Here is a 21,359-nt window from a genome sequence, read left to right on the forward strand (position 1 = left end):
ATATCTACAATTAAATAAAAAACACTTCGTCATTCTATTTACATAATTCAAAATGTATTATAATTAATATTATGTAAAATAGAAATTAAATTATTTAACCATTAATACCTTGAGAAATTTCTTCTTGCAATAAATTGTTTTAACCAAAATGTGTAAGTCTGATACCAAAATGTATAAGTATTGTAGGATAATACGGCTATAAATTTGCATTGTAATTAATTCTATAGCTGTACAGTTGCTATAAGCAGAATCTAGAGCAAAAAAGTATAACAGATAACACAATATCGACTAAAAAATAAAAACGATGAACAATTTAAAAGCAGGAAAAAATAGTGTGACATTCACGTCATTTGGAGTAGAATTAGCAGGAGATCTTTACCTACCTAAAGGATTTGATTCAAACAAGAAGTACAAAGCCATAGTAAGTGCTAGTCCGTTTCCACAAGTTAAAGGACAGATTATGGCAACCTATGGACCAGAAATGGCAAAAAGAGGGTTTGTTTTTTTGGGATTTGATTATTTAGGAATGGGAGATTCTCCAGCATTACCAGGAGAATATAAAAAATCTAGATACATGTTTAGATTAATAGAAAATACTTGGGATGCAGTATCTTATCTCGGTACACTTCCTTTTATAGAAGAGATTGAAGGACTAGGTGTTTGTCAGGGTGGTTCTATCATTGCATCAGCAGCAGTTACAGACCATAGAATTAAGAAAATAGCAATGGTTTCTGGTATGATGGCAGCAGATGGTTTTCAATGGTTAGGTAGAGAAGTTACAGATCCTATGATTGCAGCTGCTAATGACTCTATGCAAAAACAGTACGAAACTGGAGAACCTGATTATTATGCTCCATTTGGATTAGATGATGAAATGACTAAAGAAGAGTTTGTTACTACTGCCACTTACCCAGTAATGGCAGAAGAAACGTATAATTACTATGGAAAAAACGGTGAAAAAGGCCCTGGAACTGTTAAAAATGCTTCAAACATACATATTGCAGACCAAGCCATGCAGTCTTTAATTTCTATTGGAGAGGCTTATGCAGATAAAATTGTACAACCAAGTTTAGTAATATATAGTACCAATGCATCTACTGCCCCCTGCTCTACCCAATTTATAGCAAAACTTACTAATGATAACACAACATTAGCATTTGATGAGTTTACTCATGTAGATTTTTATTATAAGCCTGAAGCTGTAAAAGCATCAACAGATGCTGTAGCAGAATTTTTTAATAAATAATTTAGATAGAATTTTTACAAGTATTAAACTCCTAATCGATTAATAACGTCTTAAGCTTTTCAATATGAAAATACAAGAACTAGAAACACTAGTGAAAGGACAGAAAGTACATCAAATTAAATGTGGTAATCATCGTTTTATTGATATCACTATCGTCGCAATTGAAGGACGTTTTTTTGTACGTCAGTATAAGTTCGGAAAACGAAGCTGGTATCATGCTTTTTTAGAGCATCCTGAAGGTGCTATGAAAACTGGTAACACAGTTGTAGATATTGATGGTGTTATTCCCACGGATTTAGAAGAAATAAACCCTAAAGTAAATAAAGCATATCTAAAATTATTAGGATTGATTTATCCAGTAATGCGATTGACATTTGACACAAAAAAACATGAAGCGTCTACTTTAGAGCTTATTCCCAAAAGTCTATGAAAAATAGTATACAAAAAATTATAAAAAAAATGTTGATTACCCTCTTATCACTTATTGGTATTTTGATAGTTGCTTACGTTTTGATTGTCAAATTTTATCCTTCTTTCGGTGGCGACGTCACAAAAAAAGATTACCAATCTTATACTAGTTCTAAACAATACGAAAATGGCAAATTCCGTAATAAGGATGCAAACGTTCCGCAAAATTTAGGGTTTAATGATATGGTAAAATTATCTTGGAAATTCTTTACTACCAAAGTTAAAAACGGAAGACCAAAGCAAGACTTACACGTTCAAAAAATAGATTCGATAAATGTTGCTGATTATAAAGGTGACACACGCTTCATTTGGTATGGGCATTCGGCTTTCTTAATGCAAACACAAGGAAAAAACATTCTAATTGACCCAATGTTTGGTAAAGTAGCTGCACCAATGAACTTTTTAGGTGAAAATCGTTTTAATAAAGAGATACCTCTAGAAATTGAGAAATTACCTAAAATAGATGCTGTAGTCATTTCCCACGACCATTACGATCATTTAGATTATGAAAGTATTGAAAAGCTAAAATCAAAAGTAGAACACTATTTTGTTCCACTAGCCGTTGGAGTGCATTTAAAAGCTTGGGGAATTTCCGAAGAAAAAATTACGGAACTTGATTGGTGGGGAGAAACAACATATAAAGGTTTGCAGTTTATCTGTACACCATCTCAACATTTCTCTGGTAGAAAAATGAATAATCATCAGAGTACTTTATGGAGTTCATGGATAATCAAAACACCAACTGATAACATCTTTTTTAGTGGAGATAGTGGTTATGGTGAACACTTTACAGAAATCGGCAACAAATATGGACCATTCGATTTTGCAATGCTAGAATGCGGACAGTACGATGAGCAATGGCAAGACATACATATGCTTCCAGAGCAAACTGCGCAAGCAGGCGTAGATTTACAAGCAAAAAAAATAATGCCAATTCATTGGGCAGGTTTTAAACTGGCATTACACTCTTGGACAGACCCAATTGAACGTGTTACTAAAAAAGCAAATGAACTAAACATACCTTTGGTAGCACCAAGAATTGGCCAAACATTTACCATAAATAATATCGAAAACAGTGATTCCAGCTGGTGGAATGAATATTAATAATAAATCGTAGATTTACAAAGTACAGAAATCATGAAAATGTCAAGTCTTAACTTCAATTCCATAACAGAATTCCACGACCATTTTAGTTTAAAAATGCCTGAAAATCCTTTATTTAGTATTATCCATACTGAATTAGAAGAAGATGAATATGAGAGTTGTGAAGCTTATGCTTTTGACGAACCTGTAGAAATAAATTGCCAGTTTTATGGTATCAGCCTAAAGAACATTATTTCAGGGGAACTCTCTTATGGACGTACTAAATATGATTGTACTAAAGGAACAATGTTGTTTACAGCGCCAAACCAAACTTTAATATTTAAAGATTTGGTGTTTAGTTCAGAGAGTTATCATATAGCATTTCATAAAAATTATATACAAAGCCTTGATATTTATGAAAAAATCAAGACCTATAATTTCTTTAATTACAATGTAAACGAAGCACTTCATCTATCACCTAAAGAAGAAGAGATAGTAAAAAATATTTTCAAGAGTATTAAAGCCGAATATTATAATAATCATGATGAGTTTAGCAAAGAAATCATTATTTCTCAATTAGAAACTTTATTAAAGTATGCTGATAGATTTTACAAAAGACAGTTTTTAAATAGAACTGATGATAACAAGATTTTAATTACCAAATTTAAAGATATATTAAACACCTATTTTGAACAAAACTTATTTGCTGAAGAGGGAATCCCTACTTTAGATTGGATGGCTACACAATTAAATGTAAGTCATCGTTATATGAGTGACACTATAAAAGCTGAGACAGGAAAGACAGCTGTAGACCAAATCAATTTATTTTTAGTTGATGAAGCTAAAAGTTTATTGTTGAATCCAAATTTTTCAATATCTGAAACGGCATATAAACTGGGGTTTGAATATCCTCAATATTTCACTAGAGTTTTTAAAAAAAAGGTAGGAATGAGCCCAAAAGAATATATAAAAAAGTATTCTTCTTTGAATTAGATTTTAATTATTGGAAAGGCATATGCAGATAAAATTGTACAACCAAGTTTAGTAATATAATATAGTACAAATGCATCTACTACCCCTTGCTCTACCCAATTTATAGCAAAATTTACCAATAATAACATAACATTAGCATTTGATGAATTTAGTCATGTAGATTTTTATTATAAGTCTGAAGCTGTATAAGTATCTTTCGATGTTGTGGCTTAGTTTTTTATAAACAAGGGTAAATATAATTCACCCTTGTTTACTCTTTATTTAATTATTAATAATATCTATAATATTTTTTTAACAAAAAAGTAGGGTTATTTTAATTATAACTGTTTCATAAATTGTAAGATGTATATAGTATATGACGCTGTTCTGAATAAAAAGCCCCTTCACTTTATTACATTTTTTTGTTTCACTACATTTTATTCTTGGCAGCGTCTTTTTTATTAGACATATATAGTTTATAGTATTGTTTGTTTAAGGCTGTTAAAAAAGCAGCCTTTTTTTAACTTTTATCCATACTTCTAACTAAAATAAAGGCAGTATTTTTGCATAATGCAAAAAAATAATCAATCGAAATTAGAATTCATTGCTTTAATGGCTTCTCTAATGTCATTAGTAGCTTTATCAATAGATGCATTACTCCCAGCTTTAGAACAAATAGGTATTAGTATTCGAGTTCAACAAGGATCACACGATAGTCAATTATTAGTAACAATGATTTTTTTAGGACTAGGCTTTGGGCAATTAATTTCTGGGCCAATTTCTGATAGTTTAGGAAGAAAGCCTGTTATTTATGGTGGTTTTATACTTTTTGTTATTGCAAGCTTTATTTGTGTTAGTGCTACAAACATAGAAATGATGGTTTTAGGAAGAGTCTTACAAGGAATAGGACTCTCTGCTCCTAGAACAATTAGTATTGCCATGGTTAGAGATAGTTTTAGTGGAAACTACATGGCTAAAATTATGTCGTTTATTGTGGTGATTTTTATTTTAGTTCCTGTTGTAGCTCCTGCTATTGGTAAGTTAATGTTGGATGCTTACGGATGGAAATCTATATTTTATAGTCAACTAATATTTGGTGTTTTAGTAATGTTTTGGTTATGGAAGCGCCAACCAGAAACTCTTCAAGAAGAAAACAGAATTAAGTTTGCATTTCGTTTATTTTTAGATGGTTCTAAAGAATTTATAAAATATAAACAAGCTGTAATTTTTACACTTATATCTGGTTTTATTACAGGGTCATTTATGGTATATTTAAGTGCTTCACAGCAAATTTTTCAAGAGCAATATTTATTGGTAGACGAATTTCCATATATTTTTGCTGGTTTAGCCATTTCTGTTGGTTTTGCTACCTTTTTAAATGGTTCATTTGTTATGAAGTTTGGAATGCATAAACTCGTTTCATTCTTTTTAATTATGTTTTCAATTGTTCCCATTATTTATATAACATTATTTTATCAAAAGGAAAATCCAAGTATTGTAGTATTATTAATCTTCTTTGCACTACAGTTTTTCTCTATCGGATTTTTATTTGGAAATCTTCGAGCATTAGCAATGCAACCTGTTGGACATATTGCTGGAATTGGAGCTGCAATTAACGGATTTGTATCTACCATTATGGCAGTACCAATTGCTACATTTATAGGAAAATATGTTGAAACCACTACTCTCCCACTTTTTATAGGTTTTTTTATATGTGGTGCGTTATCTTTACTCCTTTTAAACTTCACCAAATTAAAACCAGTAAACGAATAGTATAATGAAGCTAGATGTTATTTATGAAGATGAATATGTGTTGTGCGTATCAAAACCTAATAATGTTGTTGTACATCACGCGCATCATTCTAGAAATGTTGCTGATGAAGATTCTTTGTTACAAATAATTCAACAGCAATTCAATCAAAAAATGTATCCAATTCATCGTCTTGATAGAAAAACGTCTGGAATTATATTACTTTCTAAGGAAACAAAGTTTGTAGCTAAGTTTCAAGAACTGTTTACTAATAATGAAATACAAAAAACGTATTATGGAGTTGTTAGAGGTCATGCTCCTGAAACTAAAATTATAGATTCTCCAGTAAAAGGAAGAGACGCCAACGTGCATAAAGATGCAGAAACACATTTAAGTACTATAAAAACGGTTACAGTAAATATTCCTGTAAAACCTTATGACACATCTAGGTATAGTTTGGTAAAGTTAGCCCCTAAAACAGGTAGATTACACCAGTTACGAATCCATATGAACAAAATTAGTCATCCTATAATTGGAGATCCTAAATACGGTGATAAAAATCACAATACAATGTTTATTGATAATTTTGATTGTGAAAACCTTTTTTTACACGCTTATTCTTTAGAGTTCATTCATCCATATTCGAATAAAAAATTATTAATTAAAGCTGATTTCCCTAAAGATTGGTATGTAGTTTATGAAAAGTTTAATTGGAGTTTATAATAACAGTCTCCTTATACTCTACTCTTTTTTATAAATTAAATACTGTTTTTATTTGAATAGAAACAGTTAATTTATTGAAAACAATAAAAAAGGGTAGCATAATTATGCTACCCTTTTAACTTTTTTAAAAATAGTTTTTTTAAATATCTTTAAAAATTGCGTGCATTAAACGCTTTTTATCATTGATGCTTTCTTCAAGAGCAATCATTGTTTCAGTTCTATTAACGCCATGAATATCATCTATTCTGTAAATAATGTCTTTTGCATCGTTAGTGTTTTTAGCACGTACTTTACAGAAAATATTATATTTTCCTGCAGTTACGTAGGCTACAGTTACATTAGGAATCAATCTTAAATTGTCTAAAACATGTTGTGTCATAGATGTCTTCTCTAAAAAAATTCCAACGTGAGCAATAAATGAATACCCCATTTTTTCATAATTCAAGGTTAAAGTAGATCCTTGAATAATTCCTTCGTCTTCCATTTTTTTTACGCGTACATGTATAGTACCTGCAGATACTAACAGCTTTTTTGCAATGTCTGTAAATGGTGTACGAGCATTTTCAATTAAAATGTCTAAAATTTGATGATCGATTTCATCTAGTATGAACTTCTTCATTTTTTTGTTTTCTTCAAGTAATATTGCTAAAATATGGTTTTTTTCTAAAAAAAATAAGTTTTATTTAAAGAAAGTAGAATTTTTAACTGTTTTTTATGAATTCTTTGTAAGCTAAATACATAGATAAGTTACCTTCTTTTTCCTTTGTTAAAACGAGTGCAAATTTATCATTTTCTATAGTTTCTACATACTGATATGCAACATCTTTTTCATTATTTTTTGATCGATAAATCACATCGTAGAAGTTCTTGATATTGTTAGGGATAGCTAAATATTTTTTAAACTCTTTAAAATTATTTGTTAAAGAAATATGATAAATCCCCTGTAAAAGCGCATAAAAATTGAATTTTCTAACCTCTTCCCTTTCGTAATCACCTGCAAAATGTCCTGCTTCAATTAGTATTGTATTATGTCCTAACTTTTGAAAATTGTCTCCTGTTGCTGTAGGGTAAAATTCATCTGTATAACGACCAACATGATTGGGTATGATTTCTTGTAACAAATCATTCATAGCAACAATTACATTCATTGTTTCTTTTCTCCCTTCTGTAATTGTTCTTTTTTCTTCTTCTGAAGGGGCCAAAAACGATATTGTTGCTGGGTTTTTAGTTCCTTCAACACCAAAAATAGTTCTTTGATCATGTAAATTGAAGCAAAATTGAGGATTTACCTCTTCTAAAACACTACGTAAAAGTTTACTTTCTTTGGCTTCTAACTCAACAGCATCTCTGTTTAAGTCTACATTGTTAGCATTAACACGTGTATATGCTTGTGCTCCATCTGGATTTAGCATAGGAACAATGGTAATACTACAATTATCTATAATAGATTTTGTTATTTGGTGAGTAGGAAAGCGTTGTAAGAAGTTTAAAAAATCGAATACAGCTTTGGTTCCAGTACTTTCGTTACCGTGCATTTGACTCCAAATAAGAATTCTTTTTTTGCCTTTTCCCAATTTTAATTTATAAATGGCCCTTCCTTCTTCAGACTCTCCAATAATTTTTGTTTGAATTTCTGAGTTTTGTAAGCTTAAATATAAAGGCTCGATATCTGTTAGTGTTATCCACCTTCCAGATATAGAGTCTTCTTTAATTTTTGAATAATTATCTTCTAAAAAAGAGCTTTTTAAGTGTGTCATATCATAATTATAACGAAAACCAATCAGTTACCAGTTGTTTTTCAATTGGTTCAATGGTTTTATGTACATAATCATTTTTAGCAATGTCGTACTCATAGTCTTTAGACCATTCTTCAATATTTTCGGCTAACGTTTGTAACGATTCACAAATAAATTGTACTTCTTCATTTGTAATTGTTGGATGTACTGATAAACGTACCCAACCTGGTTTTTCTGTATTACAACCTTCTAATATTTGACCTTTTATTTCATTTGATCTTATTTGGTCTACATTTAATAAGAAATGTCCATAAGTTCCTGCACACGAACATCCACCTCTAGTTTGAATTCCAAATCGGTCGTTTAGTAATTTTACAACAAGGTTAAAGTGATATTTTTCAAAGTAGAAAGAAAAAACACTCAAACGATCTTTATGATCTGGAGCTAATATTTTAACTCCTTCCAAATTTTCTAAACAGTTAAAGATAATTGGGTTGATTTCATCTTCACGTTCCTTTATTTTATCAGTACCCATTTGATCTTTTACTTGAATACATAAAGCTATTTTTATAGTTTGTAAAAAAGCTGGTGTCCCTCCATCTTCACGCGTTTCTACATCATCAAAATAATCATGTTGCCCCCAAGGATTTGTATAACTAACCGTTCCTCCTCCAGGATTATCAGGAACCATATTTTTATACAGTTTTTTATTAAAAATCAACACCCCAGAACTTCCTGGACCTCCTAAAAACTTATGTGGAGAAAAGAAAATAGCATCTAAATATTCATCTTCTTTTTCTGGATGCATATTTATATCTACATAAGGTGCAGAACAGGCAAAATCAACAAAGCACAAACCTCCATATTTATGAATTAATGAAGCTACTTTATGATAGTCTGTTTTTATTCCTGTTACATTTGATCCTGCTACTATAGAGGCTATTTTAATAGGTCTATCTAAGTATTTTTTTATAGTTTCTTCAAACTTATCTAAACACACTAAACCTTCATCATTACAAGGAACAACCTCTACATCTGCTATAGTTTCAATCCAAGATGTTTGGTTTGAGTGATGCTCCATATGACTTACAAAGACAATAGGTCTTTTTTCATCTGGAACCTGTGTGTTTTCTTTTAAATTTTCATTTATTTTTAGTCCTAAAATACGTTGAAATTTATTCACTACTCCCGTCATACCAGAACCTTCCGTAATTAAAACATCATTGGAAGAAGCGTTTACGTGGCGTTTAATAATATTTCGTGCTTCGTGATAGGCTAAAGTCATAGCAGCTCCTGATGTAGAAGTTTCTGTATGAGTATTGGCTACAAAAGGTCCAAATTTATTTAAAAGTTGTTCTTCTATAGGTCGATATAATCTTCCACTTGCAGTCCAATCTGTATAAATCATTTTCTTTTCACCGTAAGGTGTTTGAAAAGTCTGATCTATACCTACAATATTTTTTCTAAACTTATCAAAATACTGTTCTAAATCCATAGTTGAAATCTCTAGTTGTTTGTTAGGTAGCGTAAAATTAGCAGTATATTATTTGTTTGCCTAAAATAGTTATAATATTAACGTATTTATAATACTTTGTTATTAAAGTCTAAATTTACCTCCTAGTAAAATGGTATTTTCAAAAAAGTAAAAACTTTGTGATGCTGTATCTATAGGGCTTTTAGTTGTTCTAACATCTGGCATATAAATATAACCTCCTTTTAAATCCGCTTGTACAAAAAAGTGTTTTAAGAATGTTATATTTAAACCACCTCCAATAGAAGCTCCGTATCCTGATAAATGAAAATCATCGTGACGCTCCATGCCTAAAAGGGTTGTGTTGGTTCTTGGGTATAAAATACCAAGCCCCACTCCTTCTGTTAAATTAATTTGTAAGTTTTCTAAGTTTAAACCAAACCAGTGACTCACATCATCAAAACGTTTTACTTCTACATTTACATAATTTAAACCGTCAGTGTGTTCAAAACGTAAAAAATCTGCTGCTAAATTGATAGTTTCGTTATTATATGTTCCATCATACTTCGCGTTTCCTATATTAATATTTCCATTAATTTTTACATCTTGATCAGCCATCATTACATATTTCATATGATCTACTCCAATAGAAATAGTATAGTTTTCTTTAAAGAAATATCCTATTCTATAATTTGTTTGAGGGATCGTTACTCTCCCTGGATTAAAATAATCATTAAATGAAAACTTAGTCTGTCTATCTTGAGCTTTTACATTTTGTAATGTAAAATCGTAATTAGCTCCTTTAAAACGAATATCTGAATTAGAATAACTAGCCCAGTTCCATCCCCAATAAACGAAGAATTTTCCTTTGTTAGTTACTTTTTTCTTTTGAACGATTTCTTCGTTTTTCTCCTGCGCCATTATTGATGCTGAAACCATCAGCATTAATAAACTTACTATTTTTAATTTCAAAGAACTATTGTATTATTTGTTGTATTTCAGTGATAAATCTTTTGGCTAAAGCATCTGCATTGTCTTGGCTAGTACTTTCTGTATAAATTCTGATGATTGGCTCGGTATTCGACTTACGTAGGTGTACCCACTCGTTAGCAAAATCAATTTTTACACCATCAATAGTGTTTACATCTTCATTTTTGTAATTGTTAGCCATGGCTTCTAAAATCTTATCAACATCAATTTGTGGTGTTAACTGGATTTTATTTTTGCTCATAAAGTAGCTAGGATATGAATCTCTTAAGGCTTTACAAGATATTTTTTTATGAGCCAAATGTGATAAGAATAACGCAACTCCTACCAACGAATCACGTCCATAATGAGATTCTGGATAGATAATTCCTCCGTTACCTTCTCCTCCAATTACAGTATTGGTATCCTTCATCATTTGTACTACGTTCACCTCTCCTACTGCGCTTGCCGTGTATGTTCCTCCATGTTTTTCAGTAACATCTCGTAAAGCTCTTGAGGATGATAGGTTAGAAACAGTGTTACCACCTCCTAATTGACCTAAAATATAATCGGCACAAGCTACTAAAGTGTATTCTTCTCCAAACATAGAACCATCTTCAGAAATTAGCGCTAAACGGTCTACATCAGGATCAACTACAATACCTAAATCTGCTTTTTCCTTGACTACTAATTCAGAAATATCCGTTAAGTGTTCTTTCAAAGGTTCTGGATTGTGTGGAAAATGTCCGTTGGGTTCACAATATAATTCTACACATTTTACTCCTAATTCTTTTAGTAAAGCAGGAATAGCAATACCTCCAGTAGAGTTTACACCATCAACAACAACTTTAAATTTCGCTTTTTTGATGGCTTTCTTATCTACTAAATCTAGTTTTAAAACTTCTTTAATATGCTTCTTTATGTAGTTCTTCTTTTTTCTATACGCTCCTAAATCGTCAACTTCAGCAAACTCAATTGTTGTATCATTTTCAGCAATCTTTAAAATGTCTGCTCCATCTTCACCATTTAAAAACTCTCCTTTTTCATTCAATAATTTTAAAGCATTCCATTGTTTTGGATTGTGTGAAGCAGTTAAGATAATACCTCCATCTGCCTTTTCTAAAGGGACAGCAACTTCAACAGTTGGTGTTGTAGATAAACCTAAATCGATTACATCAATTCCTAAACCGACTAGTGTATTTGCGACTAAGTTACTTATCATTTTACCCGAAATACGGGCATCTCTACCTATTACAATGGTAATTTTTTCTTTTTCGGAGTTTTTCTTTTTTATAAACGTACCGTAAGCTGCTGCAAATTTTACAGCATCTATAGGTGTTAAGTTGTCACCTGTATTTCCGCCTATGGTACCTCTAATACCTGATATCGATTTAATAAGTGTCATATTAATTTTAATTGATGAGCAAATATAAAGCTATTTAAGAAAGTATCCTTTAAAAAGAGTAAGCTTTAACTGTAACATTTGTTACATAAGGAACTAAAAAAACCGTTAAACTTTACAGCTTAACGGTTTATACATTTAAGAAATTGTTCGGATTATTTTCCTTCCATTTTCTTCTTTAATTCAGCTAATCCACCGATATCTCCTAAAGTAGTTTTTTCTACTTCTTGAGCTTTAGCTGCAGCAGCTTTGATGTTCTTTTGTTCTTCTTCTCTAAAGATAGAAGTATGAGAAACAACAATTCTACGGTATTCTTTACTAAACTCAGTTACTTGGAACTTAGTTTCATCACCTTTAGCTAATTTACCTCCGTCTTCTTTTTCTAAGAAACGAGTTGGAGCGAAAGCTTCAACACCATCAGCAAATACTACAGTTGCACCTTTATCATTTTTCTCTTTGATAGTACCTTCGTGGATAGATCCGATTGTATAAGTAGATTCATGAGCATCCCAAGGGTTATCTTGAGTTTGCTTGTGACCTAAGTTTAATTTACGGTTCTCTACGTCTAATTCTAATACTTGAACTTCTAATTGATCACCTACAGTTACGAAATCTGATGGGTGCTTAATTTTCTTAGTCCAAGATAAATCAGATATATATACTAATCCATCAATACCTTCTTCTAACTCTACGAATACACCAAAGTTAGTGTAGTTACGTACAGTACCAGTGTGTTTAGAACCTACTGGGTATTTAGTAGTAATATCTGTCCATGGATCTGGGTGTAATTGCTTCATACCTAAAGACATTTTACGCTCTTCGCGGTCTAATGTTAAGATTTGAGCTTCTACTTCATCACCAACTTTTACGAAATCTTGTGCAGAACGTAAGTGAGTTGACCATGACATTTCAGATACGTGGATTAATCCTTCTACTCCTTCTTCAACCTCTACAAATGCACCATAATCAGCTAAAACAACTACTTTACCTTTTACTTTATCACCAACTTTTAAGTCAGCATTTAAAGCTTCCCATGGGTGAGCAGATAATTGTTTTAATCCTAATTGAATTCTTGACTTGTTATCATCAAAGTCTAAGATTACAACGTTTAATTTTTGATCTAACTCAACAACTTCGTTCGGGTGGTTGATACGAGACCAAGATAAATCAGTAATATGAATTAATCCGTCAACACCTCCTAAGTCAACAAATACACCATAAGAAGTAATGTTTTTAACAACACCTTCTAGTACTTGTCCTTTTTCTAATTGACCGATAATTTCACGTTTTTGATCTTCTAAATCAGCTTCGATTAATGCTTTATGAGATACTACTACGTTTTTAAATTCGTGGTTGATTTTCACAACTTTGAATTCCATAGTTTTTTCTACATATTGATCGTAGTCACGGATAGGCTTCACATCAATTTGAGAACCTGGTAAGAATGCTTCAATACCAAATACATCAACGATCATACCTCCACGAGTTCTACACTTAACAAAACCATTAACGATTTCACCAGTTTCGTGTGCATTGTTAACACGATCCCAAGCTTTGATTACACGTGCTTTTTTGTGAGATAATACTAATTGACCTGAAGAGTCTTCTCTTTTGTCAACTAATACTTCTACTTTGTCTCCAACAGCTAAATTTGGGTTGTAACGGAATTCGTTTAACGAAATTACACCTTCAGATTTAGAGTTAATGTCGATAATAGCATCACGATCAGTAATACGTACTACTTCACCTTCGATAACATCGCGCTCGTTTACGAACCCTACAGTACCTTCTAAGGCTTTTTCAAATTCTTTTAATTTAGACTCATCAACTTCATCAATACCTTCTTCGTATTTGTGCCAGTTAAAGGTTGCTAAAAATTCTGCTGGGTTTACAGCTTCTGCTGTGTTTTTTGTTTCTTCAGACATGTCTGAAATAAATATTTGTATCTTTTTGTTAACCAGATTTTTAACGATACTAACGCCAAGAGAAATTAAACTTAATAAATGTTATTTTCTATCCTTTTTAAATCTGTACTCGTAAAAAGGCCTGCAAATTTACGAATAATTATTGAAGTAACCTAAAATGTTTTGAGCTTAAGTAAGTTAAGATATATTATAGCTTTATTAGTTCATCTATAATAAACCTATATGTTAATAGAATAGTTATATTTTGTTTGGTCAACCCATTCAAGTTTGGAGATAATTCAGCAATATCTTGTAAATATTCAAAGCTAGTTTTGTTTGGAGTATCATAAATAGTTCCCCAGTCTAACCCTAAAAGCACGTCGTGTCTTTTGAATTTAAATTTAGTTCCAATTACAAAGTGTATCTGATTTCCATCTAAAATAGTGTTTCTCAATTTTGTTAATGAAACCTTTTTGTTTTCGTAGGCTAAATTATTTGTTCTAAAACCTCCTGATAATTCTAATGTTGGACTTATTTGATGTGAATACCCTACTCCAAAGTTAATAACTGATTTATTACCATTGACCCAGGAAAAAGCAGAGTTTCCGGATTTTATATTTGCGACTTTATAATCAGATATTCCAGTGTGATAACTGGTACTTAACCATAATTTACTATTTTTATTTACTAGAAAACTATATCCGATAGAAAACTCCCAAGGAGTTCGTATCTCTGGAGATATATCATTATCTACAATTTGCCTGCCTAAACTATGGTCACTATCTATTCTGGTTAATTCTCCTGTATAATATCCATCTTTTAAAATTCTCAAATACTTTGGAGTAGTTATTGTAAAACCAAAGTCGTGTTTATTAGTATCGTATAAAAAACCTATTTTAGTTATAAAACCTGTGTTATCATAACTGCTAGTTTGTTCAGAGTTAAAGTAGCTATTAGAAGTGTTATTAGCTGTATTTAGTTCTTCTAAAAATACTTTATTTCTATATTCAAAGTTAGAAATACTTAGAAACTGACTAATACCTAGGTAAATATTTGGTGTTAATTTTAAACTTGTTCCGACTCCAAACCAATCATCTTCGCCTTTATATTCATATTCAAAGTATTGTGTATTTAAAAGGTTGCTGTTTGTGGTTTCTCTTTTTGCATTAAAAAAATCTGTTAACTCGCTTTTACTTATTTTAATAAATGCTAATTCAATATTTTTTAAATTAAATTTAAAAGATATAAGAGAAGGTTTTAGCCCATAATTAGTATTTATTTCGCTGCTTTCCCTTGCTCCCCAAAAGCTATTAAAACCAAAGCTACGAATTACAGGCTGAAATAGAGATATACTTACTTGAGAAGGAACTTTGTGTATTCCTGCAGGGTTATAAAAAGTCATACTTTCATCATCTGCTCCAGCAGTTATAGCACCTCCTAACATAGATCCTCGTATACCAAACTGTTCAGTATTATACAAAAAGTTTTGAGCTTTTATGCTCTTAATGGGTAAAACCATTAAAAAGAGGATGATAATATTTTTTCTCATTAACTTCATTTTTTTCAAAGCCTTTATTAGTGTTTAATCTACTAATTTAATCTCCACCTTAAATAAATTATTAAAAACTTCAAAAATACTTTCAGCTTCTTTTTTACGTACTGAAATGGTATACTCGCAGTCTAATTCTAATTTTTGATTAATAATATCTAGGTTTCGTTCTTTGATAATACGTTGTACTTTATTCATCATATCGTACCCGAACTTTAACTTATAATGAATATCTATGGTTTTCTCAATAATTTCAGAGGCTTCTAAAGCTAATTGCGCTGAAGTTCGATAGGCGTTAATTAATCCTCCTACTCCAAGTTTGGTTCCTCCAAAATAACGTACAGAAACAATTAAAATATTGGTTACATCAAAAGATTGTATTTGTCCATAAATTGGTTGCCCTGCTGAATTACTCGGCTCCCCATCATCATTAGCACGAAAACGAATCTTTTCTGTTCCCAATTGCCACGCATAACAATGATGACGTGCAGTATGATGTTGTTTACGGAGTTCTTCTAAACGTTCTTTAATATCTTCTTCTGAAAAAACAGGAAAAGCGTACCCGAAAAACTTACTGTTTCGGTCTTTGAATAAGGTTTCTTCAGAAGGTTTTGTAATCGTTTTGTAAGTGTCTTTTATTTCTTCATTCATTATGCCGAAACTACTAATAAAATACTAATTATGGCAAGCCCAATACCAATCCAATTCTTTTTGATCAATTTTTCTTTAAAAAATGTAAGAGCAAATACCGTAGTTAAAATTACTATAGATACATTATTTATGGTAAAAACTGTAGAGCTTTCAAGTCCTTTTGTTTGTAATGCTTTTAACAGAAATTCCATGGAATAATAATTTGGAACTCCTAAAGCGATACCTCCAAGTACTGTTTTCCATTCAAAACTCCCTTTTTTACTTAGTAATTGAGCGATTAAGAAGAAAAAACCAAAAAGCAAAGCACATCCAAAAATAGTTGACAAAAACATTGGTACGGCTTCTTTAGGAACATACGTAGTTTCCGTATATTTTAATAAGGTGTCAATACTTCCAGAACCTAAAAAAAGTAATAGAGGAAACAATAAGTTCTTAAATTTAACAGGTGAAGTATCGCTTTTTGCTGAGGATAAATATACTGCTATTAATGCTAAAATTATTCCTACAACTTTAACTAAACCTATACTCTCATTATATAAAAAGATTCCAATTACTACAGGGATTACTACTGACATTTTCCCTGCTACTGAAGCTACTGAGAGCCCGTTTTTTTGAGCAGTAATTCCCATTACGTTAAATACAGCTATAAATAAAAAACCTAAAACAAAAGCCCCTAAAAACCAAGGTTGACCTGGTATTTCGGAGACAGATATAGAAACTTCTGTATGAACAAAACCAAAAGATAATGCTACAGCATAGTTTAAAACAATTGCTTGCAATGTGTTTACCTTACAAACATCAAAAAGTTTAAAAATAACAAATAGTAAACTAGAGATAAGAATGCTAAAAATTAAGTATATCACGCTATAAACTCTTTTCGTTTTAGTAAGTCTACTACATCCTCTGTTTTTGGACAATTATTCCACACATGAATTCCTAATTGTTGTGCAGTATCTGTATTATCTTTGGTATCATCTATAAAAAAGGTTTCAGAAGCTTGTAAACTATTCTCTTGTAACACAAACTCAAAAATATCCGTATTTGGTTTCCTGAAATTAACTTCGTGCGATAAATAAAACTGTTCAAAACAACCTTTAAACTCGTCATACAACTCTTCTCCCCAATCTTTTTGAATCCAAGAAATGTGCAAGTCATTTGTATTACTTAGTAGGAACAATCGGTATTGTTTGCTTGCTGCAAGTTCTTTTATGAAATCTAAACGATGTTTAGGAAAATCTCGTAAAATAGCATTCCACGAACGGATTAAATCTTCTTTTGAAATATTGAATTTATCATGAAAAAAGGACACAAATTCATCAGTAGATATCAATCCCATTTCATACTGATAATATTGTTGCATCATTTCGTCAGAAATTTCAGTAACTCCTAATTTTGCTAATTCTTTATATGTTGCTTCTTTGTCTAAATTGATGAATACATCACCAAAATCAAAAATGATGTTTTTAATCATTCCTATATATTCTTAAAATATCGTTATCTATTTTTTCTTCAGAAGATAGCTTAGTGCTAAAAACTGGGTGCTTCACCCCTTCTCCAAAAACTACATCTCCAATAAAAACTCTAGCTTCATCCCATAAATTTGCATCGATAAATGTTTGTAATGTTTTAGCACCACCTTCAATTATCACTGACTGTATTTGGTGTTTGTGCAACACTTCACAAATTTGTTCCGCCACTTGAAAAGAAAAATCGATTTGTTCGTAAATGACATGTTGATTTTCCTCTTTCTTTTCTTCTGTTATAATTATTGTTTGTACGTTTCCATCAAAAACAGTTACTTCTGACGGAATTCGTAAGTTTTTATCAATAACAATTCTTATAGGGTTATTTCCTTTCCAATTACGAGCTGTCAGTGACGGATTGTCTGCAACTACCGTATTCGTTCCAACTAAAATAGCATGCTCTTCACTACGCCATTTATGGACTAACTGTTGAGAATATTGGTTGGAAATCCATACTGGTTTTTGCTCATCTTTTTTTAATGGAGCTATGAATCCGTCTTTCGTTTCAGCCCATTTTAAAATAATGTAAGGACGTTTTTTATTTTGAACGGTAAAAAAACGTCTGTGATGTTCTATGCAATCTTTCTGACAAACACCTACAATTACATTTCTACCAGCTTTTTTAAGTCGCTCTATACCTTTACCCGCTACTAAACTATTTGTATCTACACATCCTATAACAATGTTAGGTATTCCTTTCTCTATTATTAAATCTGCACAAGGAGGTGTTTTTCCATGATGAGAACATGGTTCTAACGTAACATAAATGGTGGCTTCTTTGAGTAACTCTTGATTTTGAACAGCGTTTATAGCATTTACTTCTGCATGAGGACCTCCATAAGGAGATGTAAACCCCTCTCCTATTATTTTGTTATTATGCACGATTACAGCTCCAACGGATGGATTTGGTCTTGTAGTTCCTATCCCTTTTTTAGCTAATTCTAAGCAGCGTAATATGTAGACTTCATGATTCATAATACTAGAACTTAATTTCTATATTTTCTACTTTATCAATAGGGTATACATGTGAAAAACCTAAAACTTTATATTTTAAATCTCCTTTAAAATGAATTTTCAAACGCTGGTTTATTAAAGAGTTTAAAACACCTCCTAAAATTCCGTTTTTATTATTTTCAAACACTCGTTTTGAAGGAATTACCACTTTTAGTGGAATATAAAATTCTTTACGAGCTGGAACTTTAAACTCTTCAGAAGAAACCTGTGCTACTTCTACTTCATCAATTAATACTTTAATTTCATCAGTAGCTATTTTACCACCTATATCGTTAGGGTTTTCAAAATAAGCATTGGCACCAACTCTAATCGTGTCTGTAGAAACGGATAAAAGTTTTATATCATCAACTTTTAAAAAAATCGGTTTTTGTTTTACCGAACAACTAATAATTAGCAATAAAAAAGGTAAAAAATAAATGAATTTCTTCATGAAAACTCGTGTTTTTTTGGGTACTTTGCTCTTGCAAAAGTACTATATTCCTATGACACCATCTGATTTTATTATTAGAGAAATTAAACCACAAGATAATGCCCAAATAGCTAAGGTTATCAGAGATGTATTAATCGAGCTTGGAGCTCCAAAAGTAGGAACCGCTTATGAAGATAAGGTTACTGATGAAATGTATGAGACCTACCAAAAAGAAAAGGCTGGATATTTTGTTGTAGAACATAATGGTGTTGTTGTAGGAGGAGCTGGTTTTGCTCAATTAGATAATTTTGAGGGGAGTATTTGTGAACTTCAAAAAATGTATTTCTTACCAATAGCGAGAGGAAAAGGTATTGGTAGTAAATTAATAGGTTTCTGTTTAAATAAAGCTAAAAAAGCAGGTTTTAAACAGTGTTATTTAGAAACTTTGCCATATATGAAAACTACAACATTACTATATAGAAAAAATGGCTTTATAGATTTAGAAGAACCACTAGGAAAAACAGGCCATTATTCTTGTAATATTTGGATGCTAAAAGATTTATAAAATGCTACTAAAACAATATAAAACATACTTTTCTGAGCAATTGATTTCAGTTTATCCACAAACGGAGATTGATACTTTTTTCTTTTTTTTAATAGATGAATATTTAAACTTACAACGTATAGATCTCACGTTACGACCTAATTTTGAAATTCCTTCAAACAAGAAAACATTATTAAATGAAGCCCTACTTCGACTAAAAAAAGAAGAACCTATTCAATATATATTAGGTAAAACAGAGTTTTATGGATTTCCTTTTATGGTGAATGAAAACACGTTAATTCCACGTCCTGAAACCGAAGAGTTAGTTGAATGGGTTATTCAAGAAATAAATAAAAAACAAGAACTCTTGTCTATTCTTGATATTGGAACAGGAACAGGCTGTATTCCTATCAGTTTAAAAAAGCACGTATCTAAAACAAGTGTAAGCGCTATTGATATTTCTGAAGAAGCTTTAAAAGTAGCAGAGAAAAATGCAATCTTAAATAAAGTTGAAGTATCATTCATACATCAAGACATTTTAAAAACTAAGAAATTGAGTAATAAGTTTGATATTATTATTTCTAATCCTCCTTATGTACGTGAATTAGAAAAAAATGAAATAAAAAAAAATGTACTAGAAAACGAACCACACTTAGCCTTGTTTGTAGAAAATGACAATCCATTGCTTTTCTATAAAAAAATAGCCGATTTAGCTAAAAATAATTTAACTAAAACCGGACTACTTTTTTTTGAAATTAATCAATATCTAAGTAAAGAGACTGTTGAAATGTTAAAAGATAAAGGTTTTACTAAAGTTGAACTTAGAAAAGATTTATTTGGTAATAATAGAATGATTAAAGCTAGTTTATAACTTCCCTTATTCATTGAGTTTAACTTACACCAAAAAATCTTTTAAAAAACGAACCTTTTTTTGTATTATCTTTTATAAACATATTTAAATCGTTATAATCAGATATTAAATATTCTACATACGTATCATAATCTGTATTTTTTGCATCCAAAAAACCAGTTAAGAACTTTTCAGAAGCCTCAACATCTTTCAATCCTTCTATTTCTAAAAGCTTTTTGTATAAGGGGGTTATTTCATTTATAGCCTTTTTAGGTGCAGCCTTTCTTATACCTTTATAATGAGTTACTTCTCCTTTTTCATTTTCTTTAACAATAAAGTCTGTCATAACCCAATAATACCTTCCTGATTTAGCTAAATTCTTAACAAAGGCTACCATATTCTTTTTTTCTTTTAGCCTTTGCCACATTAGCTTAAATATAATTTTTGGCATATCTGGGTGTCTAACAATGTTATGTCCCGACCCTGCTAACTCATGAACTTCGTATCCGCATGAATTTACAAAATCTTCATTACAATATTCAATAACACCTCTAGTATCAGTTATACTTAAAAGTATAGCATTATCATTTAATTTAATTTCAGTATCAATAGGTACTGGTTTTGGTAATTTTGGTTTTCTTTTTTGACCCTCCCCTGTTTGAGAATCCCATTTTTTTTGATAATTATTAGTTGTCATATTATTAATTGATTTTTGAGTTTGTAAGGTATAAATCGTTGTTTTTAAGTTTTAATACTATACAGATTGCGGGGGAGCATCAAAAAAATACACAACTATGAAAAGAAGTAATCTTAATAATTTCACAGATAACCTTAACACAGCTTGATACAAACATAAAAAGCATCTTTTTTTATAAATATGATAAATATCATACTTTAAAAAGTGTTATTATTTTATAGTGTTATTATTTTATTATTTTTTTATTAAAAAAAAGCAATTCATCTCTTAACACTTGTTTTTGGTTAACTAATTGTTTTCTACGCTTATAAAATTGTTAAAAAAATCATAAAAAAAATTTAAAAAAAAAAAAACGAAAATAACATGTTATTTTTGTGACCCTTTTAAAATATTAGTGTCTT

At 30.8% G+C, this 21,359-nt stretch carries 21 protein-coding genes; 8 read left to right on the plus strand and 13 right to left on the minus strand.

Annotation, left to right across the window (positions count from 1 at the left end):
* Positions 1-304 precede the first annotated feature (304 nt).
* The 6 genes from NH341_RS09415 (at position 305) to NH341_RS09440 (ending at position 6,242) form a co-directional block, all read left to right on the plus strand.
* Positions 305-1,246 (plus strand): alpha/beta hydrolase, encoded by a 942-nt coding sequence (locus tag NH341_RS09415; RefSeq protein WP_159491055.1) that lies wholly within the window; start codon positions 305-307, stop codon positions 1,244-1,246.
* 64 nt (positions 1,247-1,310) lie between these two features.
* The gene (locus NH341_RS09420; protein ID WP_159491053.1) at positions 1,311-1,676 is read left to right on the plus strand and encodes a hypothetical protein; all 366 of its coding nucleotides are present in this window, start codon (positions 1,311-1,313) and stop codon (positions 1,674-1,676) included.
* Positions 1,677-1,705: 29 nt separating this feature from the next.
* Positions 1,706-2,818, plus strand: coding sequence for an MBL fold metallo-hydrolase (locus tag NH341_RS09425; RefSeq protein WP_073184181.1), 1,113 nt, complete (start codon positions 1,706-1,708; stop codon positions 2,816-2,818).
* Between the two features lie 39 nt (positions 2,819-2,857).
* Positions 2,858-3,790: an AraC family transcriptional regulator gene (locus tag NH341_RS09430; protein ID WP_239179672.1), complete on the plus strand. Its 933-nt coding sequence runs from the start codon at positions 2,858-2,860 to the stop codon at positions 3,788-3,790.
* A gap of 549 nt (positions 3,791-4,339) precedes the next feature.
* Positions 4,340-5,542, plus strand: coding sequence for a multidrug effflux MFS transporter (locus NH341_RS09435; RefSeq protein WP_167713837.1), 1,203 nt, complete (start codon positions 4,340-4,342; stop codon positions 5,540-5,542).
* A gap of 4 nt (positions 5,543-5,546) precedes the next feature.
* Positions 5,547-6,242, plus strand: a complete 696-nt coding sequence (locus tag NH341_RS09440) for a pseudouridine synthase (protein WP_253056604.1) — start codon at positions 5,547-5,549, stop codon at positions 6,240-6,242.
* A 139-nt stretch (positions 6,243-6,381) separates the two neighbouring features.
* On the opposite strand, the gene NH341_RS09445 is transcribed toward NH341_RS09440, so the two are convergent.
* The 12 genes from NH341_RS09445 to NH341_RS09500 all read right to left on the minus strand — a co-directional run bounded on the left by NH341_RS09445 (position 6,382) and on the right by NH341_RS09500 (position 18,888).
* Positions 6,382-6,861: an Lrp/AsnC family transcriptional regulator gene (locus NH341_RS09445; RefSeq protein WP_047788824.1), complete on the minus strand. Its 480-nt coding sequence runs from the start codon at positions 6,859-6,861 to the stop codon at positions 6,382-6,384.
* Between the two features lie 82 nt (positions 6,862-6,943).
* Complete coding sequence (locus NH341_RS09450; RefSeq protein ID WP_253056606.1) at positions 6,944-7,999, minus strand: M14 family zinc carboxypeptidase; 1,056 nt, start codon at positions 7,997-7,999, stop codon at positions 6,944-6,946.
* Positions 8,000-8,006: 7 nt separating this feature from the next.
* Complete coding sequence (locus NH341_RS09455) at positions 8,007-9,473, minus strand: aminotransferase class V-fold PLP-dependent enzyme (RefSeq protein ID WP_253056608.1); 1,467 nt, start codon at positions 9,471-9,473, stop codon at positions 8,007-8,009.
* A 102-nt stretch (positions 9,474-9,575) separates the two neighbouring features.
* Positions 9,576-10,394: a hypothetical protein gene (locus NH341_RS09460; protein ID WP_371875262.1), complete on the minus strand. Its 819-nt coding sequence runs from the start codon at positions 10,392-10,394 to the stop codon at positions 9,576-9,578.
* 31 nt (positions 10,395-10,425) lie between these two features.
* Positions 10,426-11,820 (minus strand): phosphoglucosamine mutase, encoded by a 1,395-nt coding sequence (gene glmM / locus NH341_RS09465; RefSeq protein ID WP_253056610.1) that lies wholly within the window; start codon positions 11,818-11,820, stop codon positions 10,426-10,428.
* A gap of 152 nt (positions 11,821-11,972) precedes the next feature.
* Positions 11,973-13,742: a 30S ribosomal protein S1 gene (rpsA, locus tag NH341_RS09470; protein WP_047788829.1), complete on the minus strand. Its 1,770-nt coding sequence runs from the start codon at positions 13,740-13,742 to the stop codon at positions 11,973-11,975.
* A 187-nt stretch (positions 13,743-13,929) separates the two neighbouring features.
* The gene (locus tag NH341_RS09475; RefSeq protein WP_253056612.1) at positions 13,930-15,270 is read right to left on the minus strand and encodes a hypothetical protein; all 1,341 of its coding nucleotides are present in this window, start codon (positions 15,268-15,270) and stop codon (positions 13,930-13,932) included.
* A gap of 33 nt (positions 15,271-15,303) precedes the next feature.
* Complete coding sequence (locus NH341_RS09480) at positions 15,304-15,921, minus strand: YigZ family protein (protein ID WP_156167005.1); 618 nt, start codon at positions 15,919-15,921, stop codon at positions 15,304-15,306.
* The gene (locus NH341_RS09485) at positions 15,921-16,784 is read right to left on the minus strand and encodes an EamA family transporter (RefSeq protein WP_253056614.1); all 864 of its coding nucleotides are present in this window, start codon (positions 16,782-16,784) and stop codon (positions 15,921-15,923) included. The genes NH341_RS09480 and NH341_RS09485 overlap by 1 nt, the downstream gene beginning before the upstream one ends.
* A complete protein-coding gene (locus NH341_RS09490) occupies positions 16,781-17,392 on the minus strand; it encodes an HAD-IA family hydrolase (RefSeq protein WP_253056616.1) in 612 nt (203 codons plus the stop codon). Before NH341_RS09490 ends, NH341_RS09485 begins: the two co-directional genes overlap by 4 nt.
* A complete protein-coding gene (gene ribD / locus NH341_RS09495) occupies positions 17,385-18,422 on the minus strand; it encodes a bifunctional diaminohydroxyphosphoribosylaminopyrimidine deaminase/5-amino-6-(5-phosphoribosylamino)uracil reductase RibD (RefSeq protein WP_239179928.1) in 1,038 nt (345 codons plus the stop codon). Before ribD ends, NH341_RS09490 begins: the two co-directional genes overlap by 8 nt.
* A gap of 1 nt (position 18,423) precedes the next feature.
* Positions 18,424-18,888 carry an LEA type 2 family protein gene (locus NH341_RS09500; RefSeq protein ID WP_159615544.1) on the minus strand — a complete coding sequence of 155 codons (465 nt, stop codon included), beginning with the start codon at positions 18,886-18,888 and terminating at the stop codon, positions 18,424-18,426.
* 52 nt (positions 18,889-18,940) lie between these two features.
* Between NH341_RS09500 and NH341_RS09505 the strand changes: the two genes are divergently transcribed.
* Positions 18,941-19,432: a GNAT family N-acetyltransferase gene (locus NH341_RS09505; protein ID WP_253056858.1), complete on the plus strand. Its 492-nt coding sequence runs from the start codon at positions 18,941-18,943 to the stop codon at positions 19,430-19,432.
* Position 19,433: 1 nt separating this feature from the next.
* Complete coding sequence (prmC, locus tag NH341_RS09510; protein ID WP_073184062.1) at positions 19,434-20,282, plus strand: peptide chain release factor N(5)-glutamine methyltransferase; 849 nt, start codon at positions 19,434-19,436, stop codon at positions 20,280-20,282.
* Positions 20,283-20,301: 19 nt separating this feature from the next.
* Here prmC and NH341_RS09515 read toward each other — a convergent pair whose 3' ends face one another.
* Positions 20,302-20,958 carry a PAS domain-containing protein gene (locus tag NH341_RS09515; RefSeq protein WP_073184064.1) on the minus strand — a complete coding sequence of 219 codons (657 nt, stop codon included), beginning with the start codon at positions 20,956-20,958 and terminating at the stop codon, positions 20,302-20,304.
* Positions 20,959-21,359 lie beyond the last annotated feature (401 nt).

It is taken from the genome of Tenacibaculum sp. XPcli2-G (assembly GCF_024124505.1).
GTDB lineage: Bacteria > Bacteroidota > Bacteroidia > Flavobacteriales > Flavobacteriaceae > Polaribacter > Polaribacter mesophilus.